Origin of the sequence: Streptococcus downei MFe28, assembly GCF_900459175.1 — a bacterium.
GTDB lineage: Bacteria > Bacillota > Bacilli > Lactobacillales > Streptococcaceae > Streptococcus > Streptococcus downei.
This window is the reverse complement of record NZ_UHFA01000002.1, coordinates 1,163,890-1,187,641: the sequence shown is the minus strand read 5'-3', so window position 1 is coordinate 1,187,641 and position 23,752 is coordinate 1,163,890. Positions and strand designations below refer to the sequence as shown.

Below are 23,752 nucleotides of genomic sequence, written 5' to 3'. Positions count from 1 at the left end.
TTCAGTTTAGGACTTTAGGCCCAGGTTTGCAACCAGCTAGCAATTGAAGCATCGCTAGAGAGGACACGGCCTGGAAGCAGATTTTTTCCTACTTCCTGAGTCAGAAGCTCCTGGGATTGGGCATAGATGGAACCACCCGAGGTGGCAAAGCTAGCGATTGTCTTGCCAGTTAAATTCAGTTTATCAAGAACCGTCTGAATAATCCTTGGAGGAATGCCCCACCAGATGGGATGGCCAATAATAATGGTATCATAGCCAGAAAGATCAGGGAGGGAACCTGCAAAGGCGGGCCGACTCTTAGGATCATTTTGTTCCTGGTTGGCTCGACAAGTATCATTGGTCCAGGTCAAATCAGCCTGACTGTAGGGTACTTGAGCCTGGATTTCATAGGTATCGGCCTGTAGACGATGGGCAATTTTTTGTGCCACCCGTTTGGTATTTCCAGTCATGGAAAAATAAAGCACTAAAGTTTTTGACATAAGATTCTCCTTTCAGACAAAAAACTCTTAGACTTCTACTTGAGAGAAGGACTAAGAGCTTGGTTTTATAGCATAAAAACAGAGTAGTGGGAACTAAGCCGAGTCACCTTGAGGCCGAGCAACTTAAGGGTCAGCCAATCAAGCTTGGCCAGTAAGCGACTCAAGACAGGGATAGGGGGCAAGCTAGAGCCAGCAAATTGTCGTGTTGATTTTTACAGTTTACTAGGCTTGGCCTTCCCAGCCACCTTTGGTGTCAACTCCTGATGCTGTAGCCAGGTTTTCCAAGTGGTCGACTTCTTCCTGGTTCAACTGAATGGCCGAGACTTGAGCTGCATCTTCCACTTGAGCAACCTTAGTCATCCCTAAGATTGGGGTTGTCCCCTTATCAATGGCCCAGGCTGTCGCAATTTGAGCTGGAGAGTCATGGTACTTGTCAGCAATCTCTTTTAAGCCAGCTAGGAGGTCTTTTAGAGCTGGAAAGAGGGGATTGTAGGTTTTACCACGGTTAGAATCAGCTGGTAGAAGGTGATTTTCATCGTATTTACCAGAAAGGGCCCCTTGTTCCAAGACCATGTAGGAAAAGAATTGGATGTCATTTTCCAGACAGTAGTCCAGAAGGCCATCATCAATGGATGTCCGATAAAGGAGGCTGAAATGGTTTTGCACAGCTGAAATTTTGAGACCAGCAGGTGCTAGAATTTCCTGAACCCGTTTGACCTGAGCCAGACTGTGATTAGAAACCCCAATCCGACCAATTTTACCAGTCTTAACCGAATCTACCAAAAGGGGTGTCCAGCGCTCAACATCAGCTGCATTATGAATCCAGTAAATATCAATAAAATCGGTCCCTAAACGTTCCAAGGAACCCTCCAGCATCTCAATGACAGGATTTTCTACCTCATCGTTTTGCATACCAGGCGTAAATTTATCAGAAATTAAGACCTTATCCCGACCGACTTGGGCGATTAACTCTCCCAAGATTCTTTCCGATTGGCCATTGGCATAGGCATAAGCCGTATCAAAGAGATTGAGGCCTGAAGCGATTGCCTGATTGAAGACCTCTTGCAGGTCTTGGGTGTCTAATTGATTGCCAAAAACGGCATCACCACCGGCGAAACCACCGACTCCCCAGGACCAGGTCCCAACTGTAATCTTCGGCGTTTGATGATTTGTCCTTTTTACTATTATTCCTTTTCTATTTTACTAGGGCCCTCACCAGATGATAAATTAAATTATAGACAGAATGGGGCTTAAAGGGTACCCCCGCCTTTTCAACCGCCATTTTCTGCTTGGCTGTGGCTTGGGTATAGGGGTAGAGGCCAAAGAGATAGGGAAAAAAACTATAGATAAAGTCTTCCCGCCGACTCTCAGACCAGTCGGGCAGAACCTGGCTTAAGGCTTGGTCCATGGCCAGCAGGGTTTGGCCATAAGCTGCCTTAAAGCTAATAATTCGCTCATCGCGACTATTGTCCTCAAAATCGGCCATATTATTAGCAATGAGCTTGACCATCAAAGGACGGTCAGCCAGGCTCTGGGCTAAGTTCTGAGCTAGTCCTTCCTTACTTAATTCTGGCTCCTTGGCCAGAGTCAGAAGTTCTTGAGCCCAACAACGGTACTCCTCTTCCAACAAAGTTAGGAAGATTTCCTCCTTGGTCTTAAAGTAATTGTAGATGGAGGGCCGACTGATGGAAGTCACCTGACTGATAGCCTTGAGATTAATATCTCGATAGGGGATGGTTTCATAAAGTTTAGCCGTAGCTGAGAGGATTTCCTGACGACGGCCTTGTTGCTTATCTTTCACAAAAAACTACTTTCTTTAACTTACTGTCCGCGAAAATCTGTCAACTGGTCGGCAATCAGGTTAGCTGTGAATTCGCTAACCTCATAGTCCGCAAGCCCTTCAGCGTAATAGGCATCTTTAGCCAGTAGGTCTTCCAGGGCCTGACGACTCTCAGCTTGGGCAAGGACTAAACCAGCCATGCCCCTATTTTTATAAGGACCGACCAGTAGGAAGTGATCCTGGTCAAACTGCTCCTTGAACCAGGCCCTATGGCCAGCCAAGAGCTGATCCGCACGATTTTCGGGAACCTGCTCCGCCTTTATAGTGATATTGATTAAATACATGGTATCTCCTTCTATTTTTGACCCAAATGCTCTAGATGGTCTTGACAGGCCTTTACTAAGTCCTCATCATTGATAGACATGGCACCAGGAACAGCAAAATAGGGTAGGAAGACTAGATTAGTATGATACTGGATAGTCTCCAAGGGCTTGAGCAATTCTTTAGTCGTCGTATGAAAGCGCCCATCAGTTGTGTAGTCTTCTGGATTGGCACCCTGACTGAAGGCTAGGATGATTTCCTTGCCACGCAGGGCATTGCCTTGACTGCCATAGGCCCAACCATACTCTAGAACTCGGTCCAACCACTCCTTGAGCAGGGCTGGCGTGCTATACCAATACATGGGAAATTGGAGGACTATTCGGTCAGTTGCTTCAAGAACCCTCTGTTCTTCTGCCACATCAATCTGAAAATCTGGATAGAGGGCATAGAGATCACGCACATCAAAGCCAGCTTCTTGGGCTGTCTTGGCCAAGGCCTGATTGACCCTAGAGACTCCTTTTAAATTCGGGTGAAAAGCAAAAATTGTTGTTGTCATATTAATCTTCTTTCTATTTGTCGTCAAACCAGGCGTTAAAGCTAGACATTCCAGCCAAAGAGGCCCTTTTCTTCATCCATCTGCCGAAGAGTTTCTATATCTTGTGGACTGAGCTCAAAGTCGAAGATGGCAAAATTTTCCGCCATCTGCTCTGGATGAATGGATTTGGGAATGGCGACTACCCCTTCTTGGGTAATAAAGCGTAGGATGACTTGGGCGACTGTCTTTCCATACTTGTCACCGATAGCCTTGACTGGGGGATTGGTAAAGATGTCCCTCTTGCCCTCTCCAAAAGGAGCCCAAGATTCAAACTGAATCTGATTTTCCTTTGTAAAAGCATGCAGAGCCTTTTGTTGGTGCAGGAGGTGCATCTCGTTTTGAAGACCGCTGGCTGTACAGCAAATGTCTCTTTGATTTCTTGAATCTGGTCCTGATTAAAATTGGACAGGCCGATTGCCTTCAATTTCCCTTCCTGATAGGCTTCTTCCAAGGCTTCATAGGTGCCTTGATAATCGGCCATAACCCAATGAACCAGCATCAAATCAATATAGTTAGTCTGGAGGTCCCTGAGAGCCTGAGCAATCTGCTTCTTGGTCACCCTGTAGCCAGAAGTTCCCACCTTGGTCGTTATAAAAAATTCTGAGCAAGGCAGACCAGATTCCTTGATAGCCTGACCAACCTGAGCCTCATTGCGGTAATATTGGGCTGTATCAATGGCGGTAGCCAATCTTAATGGCCTGACTAACGGCTTCTACCGCCTTACTCTGGGGAATTTGATAAACCCCAAAGCCCAAAATAGGTATTTTTGCTCCCGTATTTAAGGTGACATAATCCATAGCTCAAACCTCCTTATAAGTGGTCGAAAGGATACTGCGATGAAGGACCAATGAATTCCAACCAAAGTCTGGTCGGCCTTTTCTAATAGGACCAGCACTCCTTTATTAGAAACTTCCAGTTTTTCTGACACTGTGTCAATAATATTTACATTTTCATTTTAGCAGATTCTGACACAGTGTCAAGAATTTGCTATCAAAAAAAAGAGGAAAGGACTGTCCTCTCCTCTTATGGTAATAAATTTTTACAGTCACTCCTGCAAGAACCCCTTGCTAATCAGCCGACCATCCTCAAAAACTAGTAAGTCCTTATCTTGAACCAGCTCAGCCGTCCGCTCAAGATAGGTTTGAAAATGTGGGGTCAAACGATGGTGATTATAGGCCTCTTCATCTGCATAGACTTCAAAGAAATACCAGACAGTAGGGGCAGCCTGGTCTCGACCTGCCAGCAAAGCCAAGACACCGGTCTCTTTTTCAAGAGCGGCCTGCATTTCCTCAGCCACAATTTCCTTGAAGACAGGGGTATCTTGGGCTTTTACTTCTAGTCTTGCCAGTCGAAGATGAGGAGCTTGCCCAGTTAGATAGGTCTTTTTACTGGCCTTTTCTAATAAGACCTCTGGTTGCAGACCAATGACCTGGCGGTCTGAAAAGCCCTCCCTAGCAAATTCGGCAAACCGTTGAAAGTGTCCCGAGGCGACATGTTCCTCATAAGCTTTTTGATGGGCGTAAATTTCAAAAACAACCTTGCTCGTCGGCTGGCCCTGCTTATTGCCCGAGACCATAAAGAGTGTACCTGCTTCCAGATTTTGGGATTATTGAAAATTATCTAAACCTACCTGAGCAAACTCTCCTAACTTTTCTGGCTTGGCCTCCAAGAAAAAGAGTCGCATTAAAAAATCATGGGCCATTTTTCTACCACCTTACTTGCTTTCTTGGACTCATTATAGCAAAAATCCAAACCTGAGGGTCTGGATTCCTTTAGCTTTCCAATAGTTTGGACTAACCCTTAAGGGCCTCCCAATCAATCTGATGGTCCTTAAAATAATAGGTCCTATCCCGATCAGAAATTGGTCAAAGGACTCGACAGGGACTGCCGACAGCCACAACATTGGCTGGCAAATCCTTAGTCACCAGACTACCAGCCCCGACAACCGTATTATCCCCAATGGTAACACCAGGCAGGACGGTCACATTAGCGCCTAGCCAACAGTTCTGACCAATCCGAACTGGACTGTTGTACTGGTAGCCCTGGCGTCGAAGCTGGGGTAAAATTGGATGACCTGCTGTCGCTATGGTCACATTGGGACCAACCATGGTGCGGTCGCCAACATAAATATGGGTATCATCCACCAAGGTCAGATTAAAGTTGGCATAGACCCCATAACCAAAATGGACATGGTGCCCAGCCCAATTAGAATGAAAAGGGGGGTCGATATAGCAGTGCTCTCCGATTTCAGCAAACATTTCTTTTAAGAGGGCTTGTCGTTTAGAAACTTCGCAATGGCGGGTCTGATTGAAATCATAGAGCTTCTCTAAACAGGCCGTCTGTTCCTCTATGATGGCTGCATCCATAGGCAGATAGAGTTCTTCTTTGTGTTGTTTGTCTTTTTGGGACATGGACTACCTCCAAGGTTTTAAAGCTCATCCTCCTCTTGGAAACGGTGATTTTCCAAGAGACGCAGGAAGTGGTCATCTGGCACTTGACCACCGTGGTACTTGCTATAGACCTCCTTGACCGAATTGCGATGCTTCTCATAAAGAGCCTTGCGCCGTTGGAATTGTTCCTTACGGAAATCTTGGGTTTCTAATTTATTCTTGGTCAAAACAGCTCGCATCTCCTCTCGCTCTTGAGGGTCATGGATGCTATCCAGACCCCAGGCAATCCGCTTAGCCGCATAATCACGATACTGCTGAGCTCTTTCTCGCTCCCGCTCAAAGTGACGATGGATAATAGCTGAAACGTCCTTGGGCGAATGGAAAATTTCCCGCACAGCTGAAATAGGCTCAATGTCAACTACCGTATAGGTCAAAGCTCCCAAGTAAGGCATGAGAAAGACGGTTATGGCCCCAGCCGCAATCAGGACTGAAGCAATATCGCTGGACATAAACTTATCATTAACCGCAATCCCTGTAATCCCTACAATCAGAGGGAGGGCTGTCGTACAGTAAAAGGCCACTGAAAAACGATTGTGCAAATCCAGACGTTGATCGGGATCCTTTTCTAGGGACAAGGAAATCACTATAGGAATAGCTCGAATTAAAATCAAGGCCAAGATGAAGGTGACTAAAAGCCCAGGCTGTTTGGCCACAGCCATCAGATTGATGCCACAACCGGACATGACAAAGAAGAGGGGAATGAGAAAACCGTGGGCAATCCCATTGAGCTTCTTCTCCAGCATATGGCTGTCCTCAGGAATAACAAAGCGCAGAACAAAGCCCGCCGCAAAGGCTCCTAGGACAATATCCAGTTCAAAAATGGAGGAGAAGGCAACCAAGACAATCATCAAAAGGATGGTCACCCGCACGGTCATCTGGGAATTGGTATCCGCCTTGGAATGCAGAAACTGGTACATGGCGCCACCGCGCTGAACCGCCTTATTGCCCAAGGTAGCCAGCCAGATACAAATGACCAGCATGCCACCGAGGATAACAGCTGTCTTCCAAGTTGACCGGGCTGAGAGCAGGATGGCCATGGCAATGACCGTTGCCACTTCTCCCCAGGTCCCATAGGCGATAATAGTATTACCAATCTGAGTCCCTGTCAGCCCCCTCTCCTCAAGAATGGGCATGAGGGTTCCCAAAGCGGTTGTCGTAAAGAGTAGGGCCGTCGCAATCAAGCCCTGTTTACCCGAAGCAATGTCAGGCATAAAGAAGGCAACAGCTAGACCAATGGCCAGGGTCACCACCCAGGTCCAAAAGCCTTTCTTCCCCTCCTTACCGACGATGACCTTGGGGTCAATTTCATAACCTGCTAAGAGGAAAAGAAAGGCACAGCCCAAGTCAGACAAAAGTTTGAGGGCTTCACTATCCGAATTGATAAAATTCAAGGCGTGAGGACCAAATATCGCCCCTGCCGCAATCAAAATAACCGTTTCAGGCACAACCTGCCTTGGAATTAAACGTGCCACCATCGGTGTCACCACAGCTATAAAGGTAATGAGTGTCAAAGAAATAAAAGTTCCTGTCATAGAATACTCCTAACATCAAAGGGAGTGGGAAGATGTCATCAACGGTACTGTCATACCTATTGCTTTCCCTTTCCCGGACATTTAGATAACATTATACCATTTTCAGCCGTCAGCTGACATGTTTTCATCTCCTATCCCTTTTCATTGAGTCTCACATAGAAAAACCTGCGGCTTAACTATAGCTGCAGGTTCTTGTCTATTAGGGAAACACTGGAATTGCCTTTCAGCACGGCAACCTCAAACCTTTTATGATTGGGCTAACCTCTAAGAAAGGCGACACTCTAAAAGAGCAATAAGTCTAAACATGTTAAGCCATTAACGAGACATTCTCTGGCTTGACTTCAGGAGTTTAATCCCCATATAGAGGAGCAAAACACATACCAGGAAGGTTGTGCCGCCGAGCAATTCTTTTGAGAAGCGCTGATCAGACTGGTTTGACAGCAACATAACTCGCTCTAGGGTAAGAAACGAAGCCAGCGCATCTGAAAAACTGACCAGACGAAGCGTCTGCCAAAAGAGACTTTGCCGCTTATGGGAGACAACAACATTGTAAATGGCAATGCCCAGCTTGCTAAAAGTATACAAGGCGCTGGGAATAATCATATACCCCCTTATCGTCTGAACAGCCTTGTTGGCCATTCCGGTCATATGAGATGCCATTAGAAGCATGACCAAAAAGATGAGGAGGTAGGCAATTCTTTGGACAACTTGAACAAGTGCTTCTTATTCTAATTTGAAGCCATAACTCAAAAGCAGTACACCAGTACACGCATGGCAGCAAGAATACCATAGTAAAGGGCCAGATCATAAAATCCTAAGCTGGAGCTGAATTGACCGACCAAGAGATTATAGAGGATAAAGAGGATATTAAAGGCAAAGCCTAGACTTATAAAGAGAAAAGCGCGCAGCCTCTTATTGCGAATCAGAAGACTTGCGATTTGTTCCCAGATCAGTCTTTCCAAAATCCTCTCTAATCGCTGCCGATACTTAGTTAACATCTGTAAAGCTCCTTTAATCATTTTCTAGCTTACTATTAAGGGGCATCGTCTCAATAATCATTCCCACATCATAGCAAACGGTAAAACCAGCTGCTGCCAGCTTAGTCTACAGTCTAGAGTGGACCAGCTTTAACCAGTGCTATGGATATAATTCTATATCCGTGGTGCTAGTTAAAAAGTTACGAAAAAACCCATGTGGACTTACTGCCAGTGACAAAACGAACAGGAAGTCACCCAAATGAGCCACTTACAATATACCGCTAAATCTCATCACTTACAATGTCAGGGGAAACAATTGCCCAAAAGAGGAATGGCTGGCCTATAAGTTATGCTTGGACAAATCATTCTCTCCTGTAACTTAAGTTATCTGGATATCAACTAGCACAAGGGATAATTTATATTTTTAACTATCACGAATATTTCAGGTAATAGTGCGGTGGTTAACACTATGACTGATTTTTTAACAAAATTTAAAGAGAAATTACCGATGATGCGTCAAGCTAATCTGGCCATCGTTAATAAGCAAAAACAGGACAACCAAACGATTGCTATCCTGTTAAGAATGGCGAGATTGAGCTTTACCTGCATAAAGCCAGTCGTAAAACAAGAGTCGTCGTTGAGTTTCATGGGGATGGCTCGCCCTCATTTTTTACACCTTCACCTGTCGGTAGTCATCCCAGCGTTTGCAAGGATGTCTTTTATCTCCTTCTCAAATTTATCAGCCCTGACCAATGCTAGTCCTTCCTTTTCATCTCCAAGGATGACCAATTTGCACCCGCCGGTCAGGCCGAACAAGTCCCGCACCTCTTTCGGAATCACGATCTGGCCACGCTCACTTATTGCTGCAGTTCCGAAGATATGCTTGCCTTCCGGAGCTGGTGCCATAGGCGTATCCTCTACACGGTACTCGCGGATCAAACTGTCAATGGTGACTCCGTAAACCTCGGCCAGCAAGGCACACTTTTCTATATTGGGTATTGTTTCGCCACTCTCCCATTTCCCGTATGCCTGACGGGAAATAGCTATCTTCTCTGCTATTTTCTCCTGCGAAAAGCCTTTCAGCTTCCGTAGCATGATCAGATTCTCTTTCAGCACATCAAATTCCTCATTTCTGTAATGCATTAACCGACTGGATATAAAAATCACGATGAAGGGTATGTATGACGTGATCACTTGTATCCGTTTCCACCAGCCTGCCATTATCGCCGATGTAGGAAACGGCACGGTCAGCCTGCTCACGGGAAGCCGCACAAAGATATGTCCCGTTCTTAGCCACCTGTTCCTTGGCATGAATGTAGACGCATGGAACTTCAATATCCGACAGGATATCCTCATGCCTTAAGCCATGATTCCAGCTCAGGTCATAGAAGCGCTCTCCATAGGCAAAATCATACTCTCTCGCATATTCAAACACATACCAGATGGAAGAAGGAAGGAAGCCAATCTTTACGGCCTCATCAGGATGCTTGTCGTGATAGTTCTGAGCATAATCAGCTATACCCGGCATAGCGTTTTTCATAAAGAGCTGTCCCCAGTAACAGCGGCGGAGGTAATAAGCTTCCCAGCACTCTGTCTTGTCTGATTTGTTGTAATCATGCAAAGGTTTAAACGTATCCTTGTAGGCAAAACTATCTTCCCAGCCTTCTCCCTCTGTCGAAAATATCGGAGGATCTTCAAGCACTACGCCTGAAATGTTATTACCGCCGTAAGCCGCGACATAGGCTGCTGTAATGGCTCCGTTAGAATGTCCGGAAACAACTGTAGGCTTGCCAATAACATTATTGATAAACCAGATCAGATCATTACCATTCACATCGAGATAATAGAGGTTTTCGTCGTGTGATGATTCGCCGTGTCCATATACATCGACAGCGTAGATATGCCATTTTTTACTGAGCTCAGGCATGACAAGCGCATAGTCTTCCCAGATACTCATCTGTCCGTGGATCAGGAGAAGCGGCGGTTTATCATTCTCGACTTCTCCGTAATTGATGGTGCTGCCAGTCGGTAATGTCACCTGCTTTTCTGCAGCGTGAACCTCCGTCAAAGCTTCCTCATATTTGTCATACCAATGGATGTTACGATACCAATAGATCCCGAATGCTGCAGCTCCTATGGCAACAATTATCAGAACAATGATTAAAATGATTTTTACCACTTTCATGTCGCACCCTCCTTCGATAATTTCTAGACTAATTTTACCCGAGGGTGTGCCTAATTTCCACCAACCAAAGACGGCATATTTATAGGTTTTTTGTAATCTTTAGTTGCATGATAGCGGGATAGAACTCATTGGGTCGTCAAATGACCTTGATAGCCCCGCCTTCCTATTTTCAGACTTGAGGAAGCAAAACGGTAACCACTAGAGGCGATTTACCTATTCCGATTATGTGGACTGACAGTTTTTCTGATGAGCCTTTAACTTTTTCATTGCCCAATCATAATGACTTGCAGTCGCACTCACAAAATAGGAACCCAGCGTACTCCCTCCAACCCATTTATATACACCTTTTGAAAAAAATTCTTCGTTTGTAAAGGTTTCAGCCAACTGTAAAACATCGCTATGGGATTTATGAAATATTTTAGTTGCATTTTCAAGAGAAGTATTTTGATGTTTCTTCCAAAACTCCACATTCATCTCTCCATAAGTTTTCCAGTTATATGGTTCAGGCAAAAATGGTTTTGCTTCTCCCTTTTGATTGGAAGGTACCCAATTCAAAATAAGCTGATGCCATTCATAGAGATGGATTAAAACATCTCTTAAATTCTTATCTCTTTTCCAGTGGACTTCCTTCTTATTTTCATCTCTTGAAAAATCAAACGGCGTACTTAAGGCTTCCTCTGTCATCTTTGAAATAAGTAAATTTAAGTTTTCATAGTTTTCTTTGGCAGCAGTTATTAAATCATTTTTTGTCCTTGGTATGGGAGACCTTTGAAGCGGCTTGCCGAGAAACAAAAAGCAAGCCGACCACTTCACGGTTGAGTTCAAATCCGGCATCAGCATCGATATTACAGAATAAGAGCAAGTCACCCTTGGGATTTTCCTATAGGGTGGCTTGCTCTCTTTTGTTGTCGGTTTTAATTTGTATTTTCCTTCGCTCACTTTCTGAAAATCTGCATTTCCGAGAATAGATTGTGTAGCCTCTGCGCAGAGAACGGCAGATATTCCGCAATCGTGAATCCAACGATGTCGGCATGATCCTCGATCAGTTTCAGTACATCAGCCAGTTTTTCCATCGTCATCCTGCCGCCTTCGGCACCGTCTCCGACCAGCTCCGGATTGGCAAAGTATGTATCACTGAAAAGCGCTGCATTCAGCACATCAATATCCAGATGCACAAGAATATGCTCAAAGCCGCTCATAAAGGCAATGATTCCCTCATCTGAAAGGAAATCCGTATCCTGCACTTTGAAGCGTACTCCGCTGTTCTTCAGAAATTTTTCCTGATAATCATGCAGTCCCTGCAGACCAATATAGAGCACTTCCTATGGTTTGAACTTCGGACTCTTCATCAGTCCGGACAGTTTTTCATCCCCGCCGCCCAGCAGATTACCGAGCACCATCGCATGTGCGTATGGGTAGCCGTCTGCCGGTGTTGAAACATCCGGATGCGCATCAATCCAAATAATACCGACATTATCATATTTGCCATGTAGATAGTCGAACGGTGCCTGTGATACAAGACAATTGCCACCGATGGTGATGACTCTGTCCGGAGCTGCATCTTCGAGCAGCTTCCCGCCCTGTATGATATTTGTCTCCACAGTCTCTCTGGCGTAGATGCCATCTGTCACTTCATATTCCTTCGTTCCGGGAGGATCAATCTGAACCGTTAGAGTTTCCTGCTCTGCATTTTTCGGGATGATGCAGCTCATCAATTTCGATCCGAGATAATAAGTATCAAGTCCTCTCGACTGATAGTCCGGGTAAATCAGTCTTACTGTTTTACTCATCTTCATTCCTCCAAAAAAATCAAGTTCATTAGCAGGTTTGGATTTTCTTCTCTACAAAACGAAATTCTATAATTCTTTTCTCATATAAACTACGTCATCCATAGGATTATGGTAGTAAGGCTCACATTCAGCAAATCCATGTTTTTTATACAGATGAATCGCCGCCTGTAAAGGTGTGATCGTATCAAGCACCATTTCTTTATAGCCCGCATTCTTTGCATGTTGCAGGATTTCTTCTACCAGCTTGTCTCCCATGTGTGTGCCTCTTTTCTCCGGCAGGACATACAACCGCTTCATTTCGCATCTTTCATTGGTATGCCTGTGATATGCAACCATACCTACAACTTTTCCATTATCAACTGCAGCAAGCAATTCTCCTTCCGGAGCCGTATACTTATGAGCCGGATCTTTCAATTCTTCATCAAGATTCTGAAATGACAGATCTCTACCCAGCCATTTTGTATATTGAATAATCAGATCCTTTATCTGGTCTATATAATCTTTTCCGTCTACTATTTCCATATTTACCATCCAATTCTGACTTGTCGATCTCCTGCTTCAGCAGAAAAACAAAGTATTTCTCATTAAGACCCTCTCACAGAAAGTCCTATTATCAAGCCTTCCCGGCTTTGACATCTAATCCGCAGCCACAACCTACCCAGCATCTAATCTGGCAACTCAACCCTATCACATTTTTGCCAAAAAATCGCTTGAATAAGTTACCGCAGAGCGTTCGTCCACCCGGCCACTTTCGAAGCTGGCGGAAGCCGAAAAGTGCCTGAAATCAAGGGCTTTCGAGCCCTATCATGTGTCTCTCCTTGACATCAATACTACGGTCTCGACGTGGTGCGTTTGTGGAAACAAATCAACCGGCTGCACCTTTGTCAGTTTGAAGCCCAATTCTTCATATAGCTTGATGTCACGCGCCATGGTTGCTGGGTTACAAGAGATGTAGGTGATTTTCTTGGGCTGCATGGCGGCGCTAGCCTTGATGAAACTTTCAGTCAAACCTTTTCTCGGCGGGTCAACTAGGACAGCACTAGGTTTAATACCTGCCTTGCTCCAAGCTACCATGGCTTTCTCGGCAGGAGCACAGACATAGTCAGCATTGCTGACCCCGTTAGCTCTAGCATTTTCCATGGCATCCTCGACGGCCTTTTCCACCACTTCAACCCCATAAACCTGCTTGACCTCTTGAGCTAAAGATAGACCGATGGTTCCAATACCTGAGTAGGCGTCGATAACCACAGCCTCTGCAGTTAAATTTGAGAAATCAATGGCTGTTTGATAGAGCTTCTCAGCCATGAGGGTATTGACCTGATAGAAGGATTGGGCAGAAATCCTGTAGGTCTTGCCTAGGAGGCTATCGCTAATGGTATCCTTGCCGTAGAGGGTGCGAAATTCTGGCCCGAAGACGACATTGGTATTTTTGTCATTGATATTTTGTATGATGGAAACGACTTCTGGGAAGGCCTGAGTGATTTGCTGAATGATCTGCTCAATGCGGAAAATCTTTGGTCGTGTGGTTACTAGGACCAGCATAGTTTCACCAGTATAGTGCCCCCGACGGACCACCAAATTGCGAATGAGGCCCGTTTGTTCCTTCTCATCATAGGGTTTGAGGTCAAAGCGTCGCAGGAGATCACGCACAAATATGATGAGCTTATCAATCTCCTTGTCCTGAATATAAAAATCCTCAATCGGTACTAGGTCGTGGGAATTTTTACGGAAGAAGCCGGTTTCCAGCTGTCCATTGACACGACGAACAGGGACCTGGGCCTTATTACGATAGGCGTAGGGGTGATCCATTCCAATAGTAGGCAGAACCTCAATATTTGTAAGACCAGCGATCTTGCTCAGATTATTGACCACCTGCTTCCGCTTGAATTCCAACTGTTTTTCGTAACTAAAGTGACCAAAATCAGCAATCCCAGTTCTCAGGTAACTAGCATCTAAATCCGTCACTCGGTCTGGTGAGACCTCCAAATAATCTTTAACCTTACCATAGCCAATTTTCTTTTTAACCTTAAGAACCCGCATGCGAATTTTCTCACCTGGTAGGGCATTATCGACAAAGAAAACCAGACCGTCTACTTTGGCAACCCCCTGACCCTGGTGGCTTAAATCAAGGATTTCAACGTCAATCACATCATTTTTATTTAGCATAGCTTCTCTTTTCTAGCAAAATTTATCCAACCCACAAAAAAAGGAGAGGACTCAATCCTCTCAATTATATCACAGTTAAAGAAATCACCGCATACCCATCTTTTTCAGTTGGGAGCGATAATGGTCAAAGTCGATGGAGAGACCAGAACCACCATACATATCAAAATCGTCAACCCAGTCACCATTTTCTGGCATGGTCTTTTGCTGAATCCCCTTAGAGGCATCTGATAGAACAGAGACTCCGTTTGACAGAAGGAAACTGTAGGGCATATTGGTTGAAGTCAAGGCAAAGACCTTGCCGATGGCTTCTGAGCCAGTAAAGAGCTTGGTCGGATTCTTGACCTGACTGATGATGGTCTTCATGACCTGTTGTTGCCGCTTGGTTCGGCCAAAGTCGCCCTCATCATCGTGACGAAAACGCGCATAATTAAGAAGCGTTCGGCCATCCATCTTTTGTTTTCCAACCTTGATGGTCTGTTGCGGAGTCACTCCATCTTTAGCATTGAGGTCATCTGGCACATCAACCTGATCCACCTCTTGGCCATCAACGGTCGCAAACTTGGCATTAATTTCAACCCCACTTGGGAAAAGCGTGTCTACCGCTTCCGCAAAGGTTTCAAAGTCCAGCATGACATAGTATTTAATCTTGAGACCGAAATTATCTTTCAGAGCCTGCCGCATATACTCGGCTCCCTGATTTCCATCCTGTTCCCCTAGATTAAAGGCCGTATTGAGCTTTTGGTCCTGAGAATAACTATCCGCACTAACCCCATCAATATTAATCAGAGTGTCTCGCATGAAGCTGACCATTTTGACCTTATGATCACTGTTGCCTACATTGACCACCATGATGGAGTCGGTTCTAGCATCAGTAGAGCCTTGCGTGACCCGCTTATCGCTCCCCAAAATCAAGATGTTAGTGCCATCTTCCGTATCTTCCCCATTAAATTTTTCCTTAATGGCGGGCTTATACTTGCTATTTGCCCCATTGACGGCTGAAATACCCTTATAGAACTTATAACCCATACCAGCTGCTACGACTAGCATTAAGGCGAGGAGTGCTAGAAGTGTTCTTTTAACCCAACGACGTTTACGCTTGGGCTTCTTGGGCCTCGCCTCTTTGGGCTCAAGATTTTGAGCGACTGCTTGAGCTTCTTTTTCAGCACGCTTCCTCGAGCGTCGGCTCTGATAGGCAGACCGTCCGTCATTATAAAGTGGCAACCCTTGAGCCGTATATTGCCTGCCATCTTCCTCATCAGCGTCTTCATAATCTGGATTATCATAGCTATAGTCTTCATCTGGATAATAATCCTGAGACCAGGACGGGGCATCGTCAGTTTCCTGATAGCTAGAGCTATCTTGATTATAATAGGGACTTCTATTGCGCTGGGCTTGGTTGAAGGCCTCAACCTTGGCCTGTAAATAATTGAACTCTTCCTGCTCCTTAGGCGACAGGTAGGAGTAATTGCGCATCAAATAGTTGTAGCGTAGCTCTTCGTGATGCGTCAAATTGTGATTTGCCATAGTCTTTACTTATTTTCCAATCATTTATTAGAGTCAAATCGGATAGACCTTGTACTCTCCTAGAATTTTATAATTAATCCCCAAAGTCTTGAGTTCCTCCAGGGCAAAGTCAACCAGCTCACTTTCCTGGTTGTCCAAATCAATAATGAAGAAATACTCACCCAGAACCGTCTTCAGGGGGCGACTCTCAATCTTGGTCATGTCAATCCCACGCCAGGCGAAGACCGACATGGCCTTGTAGAGGGCACCAGGAAGATTGTCGGGTAGGGTCAGGGCCAAGGAAATCTTGCTAGACTGCACTGGCAAGGTCAACTTGGGAGCTTTTTCCCCCAGAACCCAGAAACGGGTATAGTTTTCATCAATTTCTTGAATATCCTGGGCAATAATCTTCAAGCCATATTCCAGAGCTGCCACACTGGGAGCAATGGCGGCATAGGGTTGGTCAGGATGCTCAGCCACATGGCGAGCTGCATAAGCGGTACTCGCCGTTACCTCAATTTGAGCCTGAGGGTAGTGCTGACGAATATAAGCCTTACCTTGGGCTAGAGCTTGGGGATGAGAAAAAATTTTTTCAATTTTTCTATCTGCCTGACAGACCATCAACTGTTGTTGAATGGGCTGGACAATCTCCGCCACAGCGCAGATATCTGCCTGGTGAAAAAGATAGTCCAGGGTCTCATGAACCGATCCCTCTATGGAATTTTCCACCGGAATAAGGGCAAAATCAACCTGAGCATTTTCATAGGCCTTAATAACATCAGTAATATTAGCATAGGGCACCAATTCTTGCTCGGGAAAAGCCTTAAGGGCCGCATTATGAGTGAAAGAGCCGCTGGGGCCTAAGTAGGCAATCTTCATCCGATTTCCTCAACGATTTCTTCTGGTGTTTTGTTGGTGACATCAATAACGATATTAGCAGCATCTTCGTAAAATCTCTGCCGTCCATCAAAGATAGCCTGGAAGTCCTCCTTGCTATTGTTAACAAAGAGGGGACGAACATTGGTCTCATCCTTGGCTATCCGGTCATAGAGGGTGTCAAAGTCTGCTTTTAAATAAATGGTTTCAGGATTAGTAGCCAAAATCTCCCGATTGGCTGGACTGGTAACTACTCCGCCTCCTGTGGCGATAACTTGGTCGCTATCAGCCAGTTCTGCCAGGGTCTGGGCCTCGATTGCGCGAAAGGCCTCCTCTCCCTTAGTCGCAAAGAAATCTGCAATCGGCATCCCAATCTTTTGCGTAATCAGGCTATCCATATCAACAAAATTCTCATCAAGGAGGCGAGCAATGGTGGACTTACCAGAGCCCATAAAGCCAATTAAGATCTTAGCCATTGATTAATCCTTTCATATCCTCAAAGAAGCTTGGGTAGCTAGTATTGATTGCCTCTGCACGTTCCAAGTCTACTTCACCTTCCTTGACCAATAGGGCAGCGATAGCCACCATCATGCCGATGCGGTGGTCACCAAGCGTATTGACCTTAGCCCCATGCAGGGCGGTCTTGCCTTGAATAATCATGCCGTCGGCTGTTGGCTCAATATCAGCTCCCATGCTATTGAGGGCATCTGCAACCACCTGAATTCGGTCGGTTTCCTTGACCTTGAGCTCTTCGGCATCCGCAATTACGGTCTGCCCTTGCGCTTGAGTCGCCAAAAGAGCAATGATGGGAAGTTCATCAATTAAGCGAGGGATAATATCCCCAGCAATTCTAGTTCCGTGAAGCTCTGAGCTTTCAACAGTAATGGTTGCAGACTTTGCCCCCTCATCAATCTGACTGAGGCTGATTTTTCCACCCATGGCCTTGATGACATCCAGAATACCTGTTCGGGTCTCATTGATGCCAACATTTTCTAAAATAATCTTAGAATCAGGCATAATCAAGCCTGCTACCAACCAGAAGGCAGCACTAGAAATATCACCTGGAACAACAACTTCTTGTCCTGTCAGGATTTGACCTCCTTGAACATGGATTTCCTTGCCAGAAATTTCCAAGTGACCACCAAACTGCTCAATCATATCCTCGGTATGGTTACGGGTCTTCTCCTTTTCGATAATGATCGACTCGCCATTGGCCTGCAGAGCCGCAAAAATCAGAGCAGACTTAACCTGGGCTGAGGCTATAGGCAAGTGATAATGAATAGGTTTGAGGGACCGACTGCCATGGATATTTAAAGGAGGAAGATCTTTTTCACTGCGACCAGCAATCTCAACCCCCATCTGACGAAGAGGGATAGAAATCCGATCCATGGGACGCTTGGACAGACTATCATCACCATACATCTGAACAGAAAAATCTTGACCCGCTAGGACACCAGAAATCAGCCGAATGGAAGTCCCTGAATTTCCAATGTTGAGAGGCTTTTGGGGAGGACGGAGGCCTTGGAAGCCGACACCCTCAATCCGAATGACGTCCCCATCATCCTCAATGTTAACCCCCATATCTCGAAAGGCCTGCATGGTTGAGAGAACATCCTCTCCTCGCAAAATATCACGAATAAGAGTTTGACCTTGAGCCAGACTACCAAACATGATAGAACGATGACTGATGGATTTATCCCCAGGAACTCTTAAGTTCCCTTGAAGCTGTTGAACATTGGTGATTAGTTTCATGAAGGCCTCCCTAATTAGGCTAATAGTTACTAGTATTTTACCATAAAAAATACCTATTTTTCAGGCAAAATCCTGATTTTTAGGTCGGTCTCAAGGCGGAATTTGGTTGATTGAGCGGACAAGTCTTTACTCAAGGTCTGTATTTCACAAGTAGCTTTACATAAAAATAAAACCTGAGTAACGCTACCAGGTTCTATCTTCTTTTACACATACCCATAAAGCTTGCTGACGGTGACAAATTCATAACCTTGGGAGCTCAGGTAATCTAGGACAGCAGGCAGGGCATCTACCGTTGTCTGATGAATATCGTGCATTAGAATGACACTTCCATCTTGGACTTGCGACTTGACCTGATTGAGGATGGACTGGGTTGTGCGGTTCTTCCAGTCGTAGGTATCCACATCCCAGAGGACCTGATAGAGGTCTGTCAGACTACGAACGGTTGGATTAGTAGCCCCGTATGGAGGGCGCAGCAAAATCGGTGCCTTCCCCGTGGCTCCTTCAAGGGCTTGACTGGTTTGATTAATCTCTTGACTGGCCTGACTAGGCGTTAGCTTATTGAGCTGAGGGTGATCCCAGGTATGGTTACCAATTTCATGGCCAGCCGCCAATTCGTCCTTGAGAATCTGCTCATTACCAGCAATTGATTTTCCAACAACGAAGAAGGTAGCCTTGGCCTTGTACTTCTTGAGAATTTTCAAAACCTGAGGAGTCGTGTCAGGATTGGGACCATCGTCAAAGGTTAAAGCCACCACATGACCGGACATTTTCTCCAATCGCCCATCTCCCTGCTTATAGCTCTTATAGGCCTCTAAGTCATCTCCCTTGAGATAACTAGGGTTCAGGATGTTATAAAGGGCTGTTAGGGGGAGATTAATGGTCTTGCCGGCCAGCTTGAAAGTCACTTGGTTATTAGCATAATCAAAAGCCAGATGGGATAACTTAGTCTTTTTGAGACTGGCCAAAACCTTCTCGACTTCCTTATGGTTGAGGGATTGATCTTGACCAATTCGAGTCTCTAAATCAGCCTTTAGATCTGTTGTTCGTGATAGAAAATCTGGCAGATCTAGTCTCTCATGCTCAGAGGTCACAAAGAAGCTTGCCAAGTCCTTAGCCTTACCCTTTTTCAAGGAAGAAAGTCCCTTATAATAGGTATGCTGATAGACCTGAGCGTGTTTAACCTCATTCAGATTGGAATCCGAATAGCGAAGGCCAATAAAGCGATAATCACCGCCCTTGGCCTCCTTGGCCAGCTTGTCTAGCTCCTTTTTTACCCCACCATGAAGTTTGCCCTCGTCACTGCTGGGATAATAGACATAGGTCGACCCCTTTCGAACCAGAGTCACAGCACCCTGTCTTTGACCATAGGCCAACTCGCTTTTTGCCACCTTTGAAAGATCCTTTTTGATGACCTCATATTGAACGATTAAAATACCAAGCAGAACTATGGCACAAATAATAGCTGCACAGAGAAGGTAAAATTGTTTTCTCACATTAGCCTTCCTTTCCTAATTTAGCTCTATTATAATGGAAAAGTATCCAGGCTTCAATATTCTCCAGAAAAATAGTCATCTGAAACTAATAAAACCGAACCTTTTTTAGGGAGCCCAATACTTAATAAAAATCAATCTAGCCAAGGCAACGAACTGCAGGCAGTACTTGGGTACGGCAAAGTGAGTTAACGATGGATAGTTTTGATTTGTGAAGTGTATAAGGGCCTTCTGCTAAATTTAAAAATCAGCACCTGATTGTCAACTCTTTCAGAGATTAATCAGCACTCAAAATGGCAATAAAAAAAGAGGTTGGGACTTTTTGTCCCCACCTCATCTATCTTACTTCTTACTTTCCAAGTTTTGCCTTGGCTGCGTCTGCAAGAGCTGTGAAAGCTGCCGCATCATTGACAGCCAAGTCAGCCAACATTTTACGGTTAACTTCAATTTCTGCCAATTTCAAACCATGCATCAATTGTGAGTAAGACAAACCATTCATACGAGCTGCCGCATTGATACGAGTAATCCACAATTTGCGGAAGTCACGCTTACGTTGACGACGGTCACGGTAAGCATAGTAGTATGAGTTCATCACTTGTTCTTTTGCAGTACGGAACAAGATATGCTTAGCACCATAGTAACCTTTAGCTAATTTAAGTACACGTTTACGACGTTTGCGTGCAACAACGCCACCTTTAACACGAGCCATTTATATTTTCCTCCAAATATTCTTCTTGATTAATCTTGCAATCGTTATCTTATTTCATTTGTGACAACATAGCTTTAATACGCTTGAAGTCTCCAGAATGCACCATAGCTGCTTTACGAAGATGACGACGTTGCTTTTTAGTCTTACCATGGAAACGGTGGGAAGTATAAGCGCGGAAGCGTTTCAATCCACCCTTACCTGTACGTTTAAAACGTTTTGCTGATGCACGGTGAGTTTTTTGTTTTGGCATTTTAATTTCTCCTCTTAAATTTTATGGTAACCAATCCTATTTTTTCTTGTCAGGGATTGGTGCCAACTGCATAAACATTTGACGGCCATCCATCTTAGCACGTTGCTCGATGATAGCGATATCCTGAGTCGCTTCAGCGAAGTCCGCCAAGACTTGGGCTCCAATATCCTTGTGAGTAATCATCCGTCCACGAAAACGGATAGAAACCTTGACCTTATTGCCCTTTTGCAAGAACTTACGGCCATTGCGAAGTTTGGTCTCAAAGTCGCCCTTATCAATAACAGGACTGAGACGAATCTCCTTAACCGTTACAGTGCTTTGCTTTTTGCGCTGTTCCTTTTGTTTCTTTTGATACTCAAACTTGAACTTTCCATAGTCCATAATCTTAGCAACTGGTGGGGTCGCTTGCGGTTGGATCAAGACTAGGTCAACATTGGCATCATCTGCTACTGCCTGAGCTTCAGACAGAGGCTTAATGCCCAGTTGTTCTCCCTCAAGCCCCACAAGACGAACTTCCCGAACGCGAATTTCATCATTTATGAATAAATCTTTTTTTGCGATGATTTTCACCTCTTCATTTTTTTAGAGAAAAACGAAAGCGGACTTGCCAACGCAAGCCCGCACTACAGTAATATTTCATAAAATGAAACTTGACATGTAGAGCCAGACAACGTTAGTCGCAAGGCGAGAAGCTCTCACTTCTGCTTTTCTCATTGTTAGTAGTATAACACGCCCACTAGCCTCTGTCAATAATTTTCTTCGCTTTTTCTAAAATGAAGTCAACCACACCCTGAATCGAAACTCCAGTTGTATCAAGGGTGATGGCATCATCCGCTGCCTTAAGGGGAGAAAACTTACGATGGCTATCTTTGTAATCCCGATCCGCAATTTCCTGCTTGAGGGTCTCAAAGTCGCTAGTAATTCCTTTTTCTTGGTTTTCCTTGAAGCGACGCTCGGCTCTCTCTTCGACAGAAGCCACCAAGAAAATCTTAAGTTCCGCATCAGGGAGGACAACGGTTCCAATATCCCGGCCATCCATGATAATACCACTATCAGCAGCAATTCGTCTCTGTTCATCAACCAGCTTTTCTCGCACCTCCGGGATAGCTGAGATAGCCGAAACATTGTTGGTGACATCATTTTGCCGAATGGCAAGGGTAACATCTTGACCAGCCAGGCTGACTATTTGACTACCGTCAGCGGCCTTGCCAAAGTTGATGGGATTTTCTTCAATCAAGGTCAAGAGGGTATCGACCTGACTGGCATCTAAACCATTTTGAAGAGCCAAATAGGTGGCACAGCGGTACATAGCCCCAGTATCCAAATAGGTGTAGCCCAGCTTCTTTGCCAAAATCTTGGCTACCGTACTCTTACCGCTAGAAGCTGGTCCGTCAATCGCAATTCTAATTGTTTTCATCTTAGTTAATGTGAACCTCGTCACCTGGGTTAGCGTACCAGTAACCTTGGGTCATGTGATCAGGGTTAAGCTCCCTGAGTTTTTCAACAGAAATACCAGCTCGGGCAGCAATGGCTGCTTCCCCTTCACCTTGTTGAACGGTAATCGTATCGCCATCAGCAGAGGATGAAGAAGACTCGTCAGTTGATGAAGAGTCAGAAGTGGCCTCCGAGTCAGATTCAGAGCTTGTAGAAGCTTCCTGGCTACTACTTGACTCTTGCTTAGCGCTGGACTTAGAGGCTCCGTAGAAGCTTGAGGTTGCCTTGGTTTCATTACTTCCACCGTTAGAGGTGTAGAAGACGAAAAAGAGAATGGTAACCACAACCACAAAGAAGACGCTTAGTAAAATAGTCAGAACCGGGGTGCTGACAAAAGAGCCACGACTTTGACCAGCCTTGGAGCGACTGGTCGCTGAATGACGTCTACCAATGATAATGTCATCGTCATCATCAACTTCATCTTCATCTAATTGGTCTTGAAGAAGCTCTTGTTCCGCTACTTTTTCGGTTTCATCAGGAGCAAGCTCCTCTTGCTCCTCTAAATCGTCAAACTTCTCAACCTCTTCAATCTTTTCCTCATCTCTTTCTTCGATTGGCGTTTCCCATGGTTTTTTCGACATACTGTCCTCCCTTGTAAAATTAATAAAAGCGTACTAAAATAATACTATGAAAGTCTCTATTATTCCAGAAAAATGTATTGCTTGCGGTCTCTGCCAGACTTATTCTGATGCCTTTGATTATCACGATGATGGCATTGTCAAATTTTCAAACAGTGACCAGCTTAGACAAATTCTTCCAGATAGCCCAGCTAATCGCTTAGCTGTTAAATCTTGTCCAACGAAAGCCCTCAGAAGTGATTCCTAAGTGAGGGCTTTTCTTTTTTGTCGTTTTGATACAGTTTAAAGTAATCCAAGCTTTCTGAATGGTCTAAGAGTTCAACGTCTCCCTTAAAGGCCGAATTGAGGGCCAAGTCATCCAAGAAATACTTTTTGGGCCACTTGCGCATATAAAAGAGACGTGATTTCCCGTTGGTGAAAATCAAGGCCAAGGTAGACTTGGTGACTTCAACTCGCTTGATGCTAGCAATATCGACCTTGAGTGGCCTAAAAATATTGAAGGAAATAATCCAGAGCTTGTTATCCTCGCTAATGATGAAATAACGATGGAAACCTAGGCCAACAAAAGTCATAAAGATTGCAATAAAGGTTAAGCCCACCCAAGGAACCGAAACTTGCTCACGAAACATAGACATGGCAATAAAAATCGGAATAAAGGTAATGGACCAGTACATGATGGACCAAGACAATTCCGGTTGCCAATGGTATCTAACTTTGCCAAATATTTTTATCATTGAGCCCCTCCATACCAACATATTCTACCATAAAAAGCAGAGATTTCCTATCTAAACTGAAAAAACATCTTTTTCGGAATCCATAGCTAAA

General features: G+C 44.9%; 30 protein-coding genes, 1 pseudogene and 1 other annotated feature. Of the genes and pseudogenes, 1 reads left to right on the top strand and 30 read right to left on the bottom strand.

Going from position 1 to position 23,752, the window contains the following annotated elements; all coding sequences use genetic code 11:
• Positions 1 to 14: 14 nt before the first annotated feature.
• The 29 genes and pseudogenes from DYE66_RS05705 to DYE66_RS05560 all read right to left on the bottom strand — a co-directional run bounded on the left by DYE66_RS05705 (position 15) and on the right by DYE66_RS05560 (position 22,747).
• The gene (locus DYE66_RS05705) at positions 15 to 479 is read right to left on the bottom strand and encodes a flavodoxin (RefSeq protein WP_003000275.1); all 465 of its coding nucleotides are present in this window, start codon (positions 477 to 479) and stop codon (positions 15 to 17) included.
• A gap of 222 nt (positions 480 to 701) precedes the next feature.
• Complete coding sequence (locus tag DYE66_RS05700; protein ID WP_044123995.1) at positions 702 to 1,664, bottom strand: aldo/keto reductase; 963 nt, start codon at positions 1,662 to 1,664, stop codon at positions 702 to 704.
• Between the two features lie 10 nt (positions 1,665 to 1,674).
• Positions 1,675 to 2,280 carry a TetR/AcrR family transcriptional regulator gene (locus DYE66_RS05695; RefSeq protein ID WP_115325014.1) on the bottom strand — a complete coding sequence of 202 codons (606 nt, stop codon included), beginning with the start codon at positions 2,278 to 2,280 and terminating at the stop codon, positions 1,675 to 1,677.
• 20 nt (positions 2,281 to 2,300) lie between these two features.
• Positions 2,301 to 2,603: a YciI family protein gene (locus tag DYE66_RS05690; protein ID WP_003000309.1), complete on the bottom strand. Its 303-nt coding sequence runs from the start codon at positions 2,601 to 2,603 to the stop codon at positions 2,301 to 2,303.
• Positions 2,604 to 2,614: 11 nt separating this feature from the next.
• A complete protein-coding gene (locus DYE66_RS05685; RefSeq protein WP_003000129.1) occupies positions 2,615 to 3,136 on the bottom strand; it encodes an NAD(P)H-dependent oxidoreductase in 522 nt (173 codons plus the stop codon).
• Between the two features lie 41 nt (positions 3,137 to 3,177).
• Positions 3,178 to 3,863, bottom strand: a pseudogene (locus DYE66_RS10990) (aldo/keto reductase).
• The gene (locus DYE66_RS05670; protein WP_003000299.1) at positions 3,847 to 3,972 is read right to left on the bottom strand and encodes a hypothetical protein; all 126 of its coding nucleotides are present in this window, start codon (positions 3,970 to 3,972) and stop codon (positions 3,847 to 3,849) included. Before DYE66_RS05670 ends, DYE66_RS10990 begins: the two are co-directional and overlap by 17 nt.
• A 248-nt stretch (positions 3,973 to 4,220) precedes the next feature.
• Positions 4,221 to 4,751, bottom strand: a complete 531-nt coding sequence (locus tag DYE66_RS05665) for a putative quinol monooxygenase (protein WP_244914166.1) — start codon at positions 4,749 to 4,751, stop codon at positions 4,221 to 4,223.
• A 289-nt stretch (positions 4,752 to 5,040) separates the two neighbouring features.
• Complete coding sequence (locus DYE66_RS05660) at positions 5,041 to 5,586, bottom strand: sugar O-acetyltransferase (protein ID WP_002999836.1); 546 nt, start codon at positions 5,584 to 5,586, stop codon at positions 5,041 to 5,043.
• 17 nt (positions 5,587 to 5,603) lie between these two features.
• Entirely contained in the window at positions 5,604 to 7,157 is a 1,554-nt protein-coding gene (locus DYE66_RS05655; RefSeq protein ID WP_003000190.1) for a cation:proton antiporter, read from the bottom strand.
• A gap of 315 nt (positions 7,158 to 7,472) precedes the next feature.
• The gene (locus DYE66_RS05650; protein WP_003000009.1) at positions 7,473 to 7,760 is read right to left on the bottom strand and encodes a hypothetical protein; all 288 of its coding nucleotides are present in this window, start codon (positions 7,758 to 7,760) and stop codon (positions 7,473 to 7,475) included.
• Positions 7,761 to 7,903: 143 nt separating this feature from the next.
• Positions 7,904 to 8,155, bottom strand: a complete 252-nt coding sequence (locus DYE66_RS05645; protein WP_002999770.1) for a hypothetical protein — start codon at positions 8,153 to 8,155, stop codon at positions 7,904 to 7,906.
• Positions 8,156 to 8,812: 657 nt separating this feature from the next.
• Entirely contained in the window at positions 8,813 to 9,250 is a 438-nt protein-coding gene (locus tag DYE66_RS05640) for a helix-turn-helix domain-containing protein (protein WP_241208461.1), read from the bottom strand.
• A 10-nt stretch (positions 9,251 to 9,260) separates the two neighbouring features.
• Positions 9,261 to 10,319 carry an alpha/beta fold hydrolase gene (locus DYE66_RS05635; RefSeq protein ID WP_003000096.1) on the bottom strand — a complete coding sequence of 353 codons (1,059 nt, stop codon included), beginning with the start codon at positions 10,317 to 10,319 and terminating at the stop codon, positions 9,261 to 9,263.
• 222 nt (positions 10,320 to 10,541) lie between these two features.
• Positions 10,542 to 11,111, bottom strand: a complete 570-nt coding sequence (locus tag DYE66_RS05630) for a ClbS/DfsB family four-helix bundle protein (protein ID WP_044124010.1) — start codon at positions 11,109 to 11,111, stop codon at positions 10,542 to 10,544.
• Positions 11,112 to 11,254: 143 nt separating this feature from the next.
• Positions 11,255 to 11,638 (bottom strand): arginase family protein, encoded by a 384-nt coding sequence (locus DYE66_RS05625; RefSeq protein WP_019782881.1) that lies wholly within the window; start codon positions 11,636 to 11,638, stop codon positions 11,255 to 11,257.
• A gap of 3 nt (positions 11,639 to 11,641) precedes the next feature.
• Entirely contained in the window at positions 11,642 to 12,109 is a 468-nt protein-coding gene (locus tag DYE66_RS05620) for an arginase family protein (protein WP_019782880.1), read from the bottom strand.
• Between the two features lie 66 nt (positions 12,110 to 12,175).
• Complete coding sequence (locus DYE66_RS05615) at positions 12,176 to 12,631, bottom strand: GNAT family N-acetyltransferase (RefSeq protein ID WP_044123982.1); 456 nt, start codon at positions 12,629 to 12,631, stop codon at positions 12,176 to 12,178.
• A gap of 282 nt (positions 12,632 to 12,913) precedes the next feature.
• Positions 12,914 to 14,275 carry a 23S rRNA (uracil(1939)-C(5))-methyltransferase RlmD gene (gene rlmD, locus DYE66_RS05610; protein ID WP_115325013.1) on the bottom strand — a complete coding sequence of 454 codons (1,362 nt, stop codon included), beginning with the start codon at positions 14,273 to 14,275 and terminating at the stop codon, positions 12,914 to 12,916.
• A gap of 84 nt (positions 14,276 to 14,359) precedes the next feature.
• Positions 14,360 to 15,799, bottom strand: coding sequence for an LCP family protein (locus DYE66_RS05605; RefSeq protein WP_019782877.1), 1,440 nt, complete (start codon positions 15,797 to 15,799; stop codon positions 14,360 to 14,362).
• Between the two features lie 33 nt (positions 15,800 to 15,832).
• On the bottom strand, positions 15,833 to 16,657 hold the full coding sequence (gene pheA, locus DYE66_RS05600; RefSeq protein ID WP_003000310.1) for a prephenate dehydratase: 825 nt from the start codon (positions 16,655 to 16,657) through the stop codon (positions 15,833 to 15,835).
• On the bottom strand, positions 16,654 to 17,130 hold the full coding sequence (locus DYE66_RS05595; RefSeq protein ID WP_003000567.1) for a shikimate kinase: 477 nt from the start codon (positions 17,128 to 17,130) through the stop codon (positions 16,654 to 16,656). The genes pheA and DYE66_RS05595 overlap by 4 nt, the downstream gene beginning before the upstream one ends.
• Positions 17,123 to 18,406, bottom strand: coding sequence for a 3-phosphoshikimate 1-carboxyvinyltransferase (aroA, locus tag DYE66_RS05590; protein ID WP_002999955.1), 1,284 nt, complete (start codon positions 18,404 to 18,406; stop codon positions 17,123 to 17,125). The genes DYE66_RS05595 and aroA overlap by 8 nt, the downstream gene beginning before the upstream one ends.
• A 203-nt stretch (positions 18,407 to 18,609) precedes the next feature.
• Positions 18,610 to 19,899, bottom strand: a complete 1,290-nt coding sequence (locus DYE66_RS05585; protein ID WP_003000259.1) for a polysaccharide deacetylase family protein — start codon at positions 19,897 to 19,899, stop codon at positions 18,610 to 18,612.
• A 346-nt stretch (positions 19,900 to 20,245) separates the two neighbouring features.
• Complete coding sequence (rplT, locus tag DYE66_RS05580; RefSeq protein WP_002962764.1) at positions 20,246 to 20,605, bottom strand: 50S ribosomal protein L20; 360 nt, start codon at positions 20,603 to 20,605, stop codon at positions 20,246 to 20,248.
• A gap of 49 nt (positions 20,606 to 20,654) precedes the next feature.
• A complete protein-coding gene (gene rpmI, locus DYE66_RS05575) occupies positions 20,655 to 20,855 on the bottom strand; it encodes a 50S ribosomal protein L35 (protein ID WP_002962762.1) in 201 nt (66 codons plus the stop codon).
• Between the two features lie 36 nt (positions 20,856 to 20,891).
• On the bottom strand, positions 20,892 to 21,425 hold the full coding sequence (gene infC / locus DYE66_RS05570; protein WP_029237140.1) for a translation initiation factor IF-3: 534 nt from the start codon (positions 21,423 to 21,425) through the stop codon (positions 20,892 to 20,894).
• A gap of 14 nt (positions 21,426 to 21,439) precedes the next feature.
• Positions 21,440 to 21,568 (bottom strand) — a sequence feature (ribosomal protein L20 leader region).
• A 23-nt stretch (positions 21,569 to 21,591) separates the two neighbouring features.
• Positions 21,592 to 22,272 (bottom strand): (d)CMP kinase, encoded by a 681-nt coding sequence (cmk, locus tag DYE66_RS05565; RefSeq protein WP_003000367.1) that lies wholly within the window; start codon positions 22,270 to 22,272, stop codon positions 21,592 to 21,594.
• A gap of 1 nt (position 22,273) precedes the next feature.
• Entirely contained in the window at positions 22,274 to 22,747 is a 474-nt protein-coding gene (locus tag DYE66_RS05560; RefSeq protein ID WP_420893814.1) for an SAG1386/EF1546 family surface-associated protein, read from the bottom strand.
• A 229-nt stretch (positions 22,748 to 22,976) separates the two neighbouring features.
• Between DYE66_RS05560 and DYE66_RS05555 the strand changes: the two genes are divergently transcribed.
• Positions 22,977 to 23,174, top strand: coding sequence for a ferredoxin (locus tag DYE66_RS05555; RefSeq protein WP_002999943.1), 198 nt, complete (start codon positions 22,977 to 22,979; stop codon positions 23,172 to 23,174).
• Here the strand turns inward: DYE66_RS05555 and DYE66_RS05550 are convergent.
• Positions 23,158 to 23,661, bottom strand: a complete 504-nt coding sequence (locus DYE66_RS05550) for an EbsA family protein (protein ID WP_003000179.1) — start codon at positions 23,659 to 23,661, stop codon at positions 23,158 to 23,160. The two genes, DYE66_RS05555 and DYE66_RS05550, sit on opposite strands and share 17 nt — an antisense overlap.
• Positions 23,662 to 23,752: the final 91 nt, after the last annotated feature.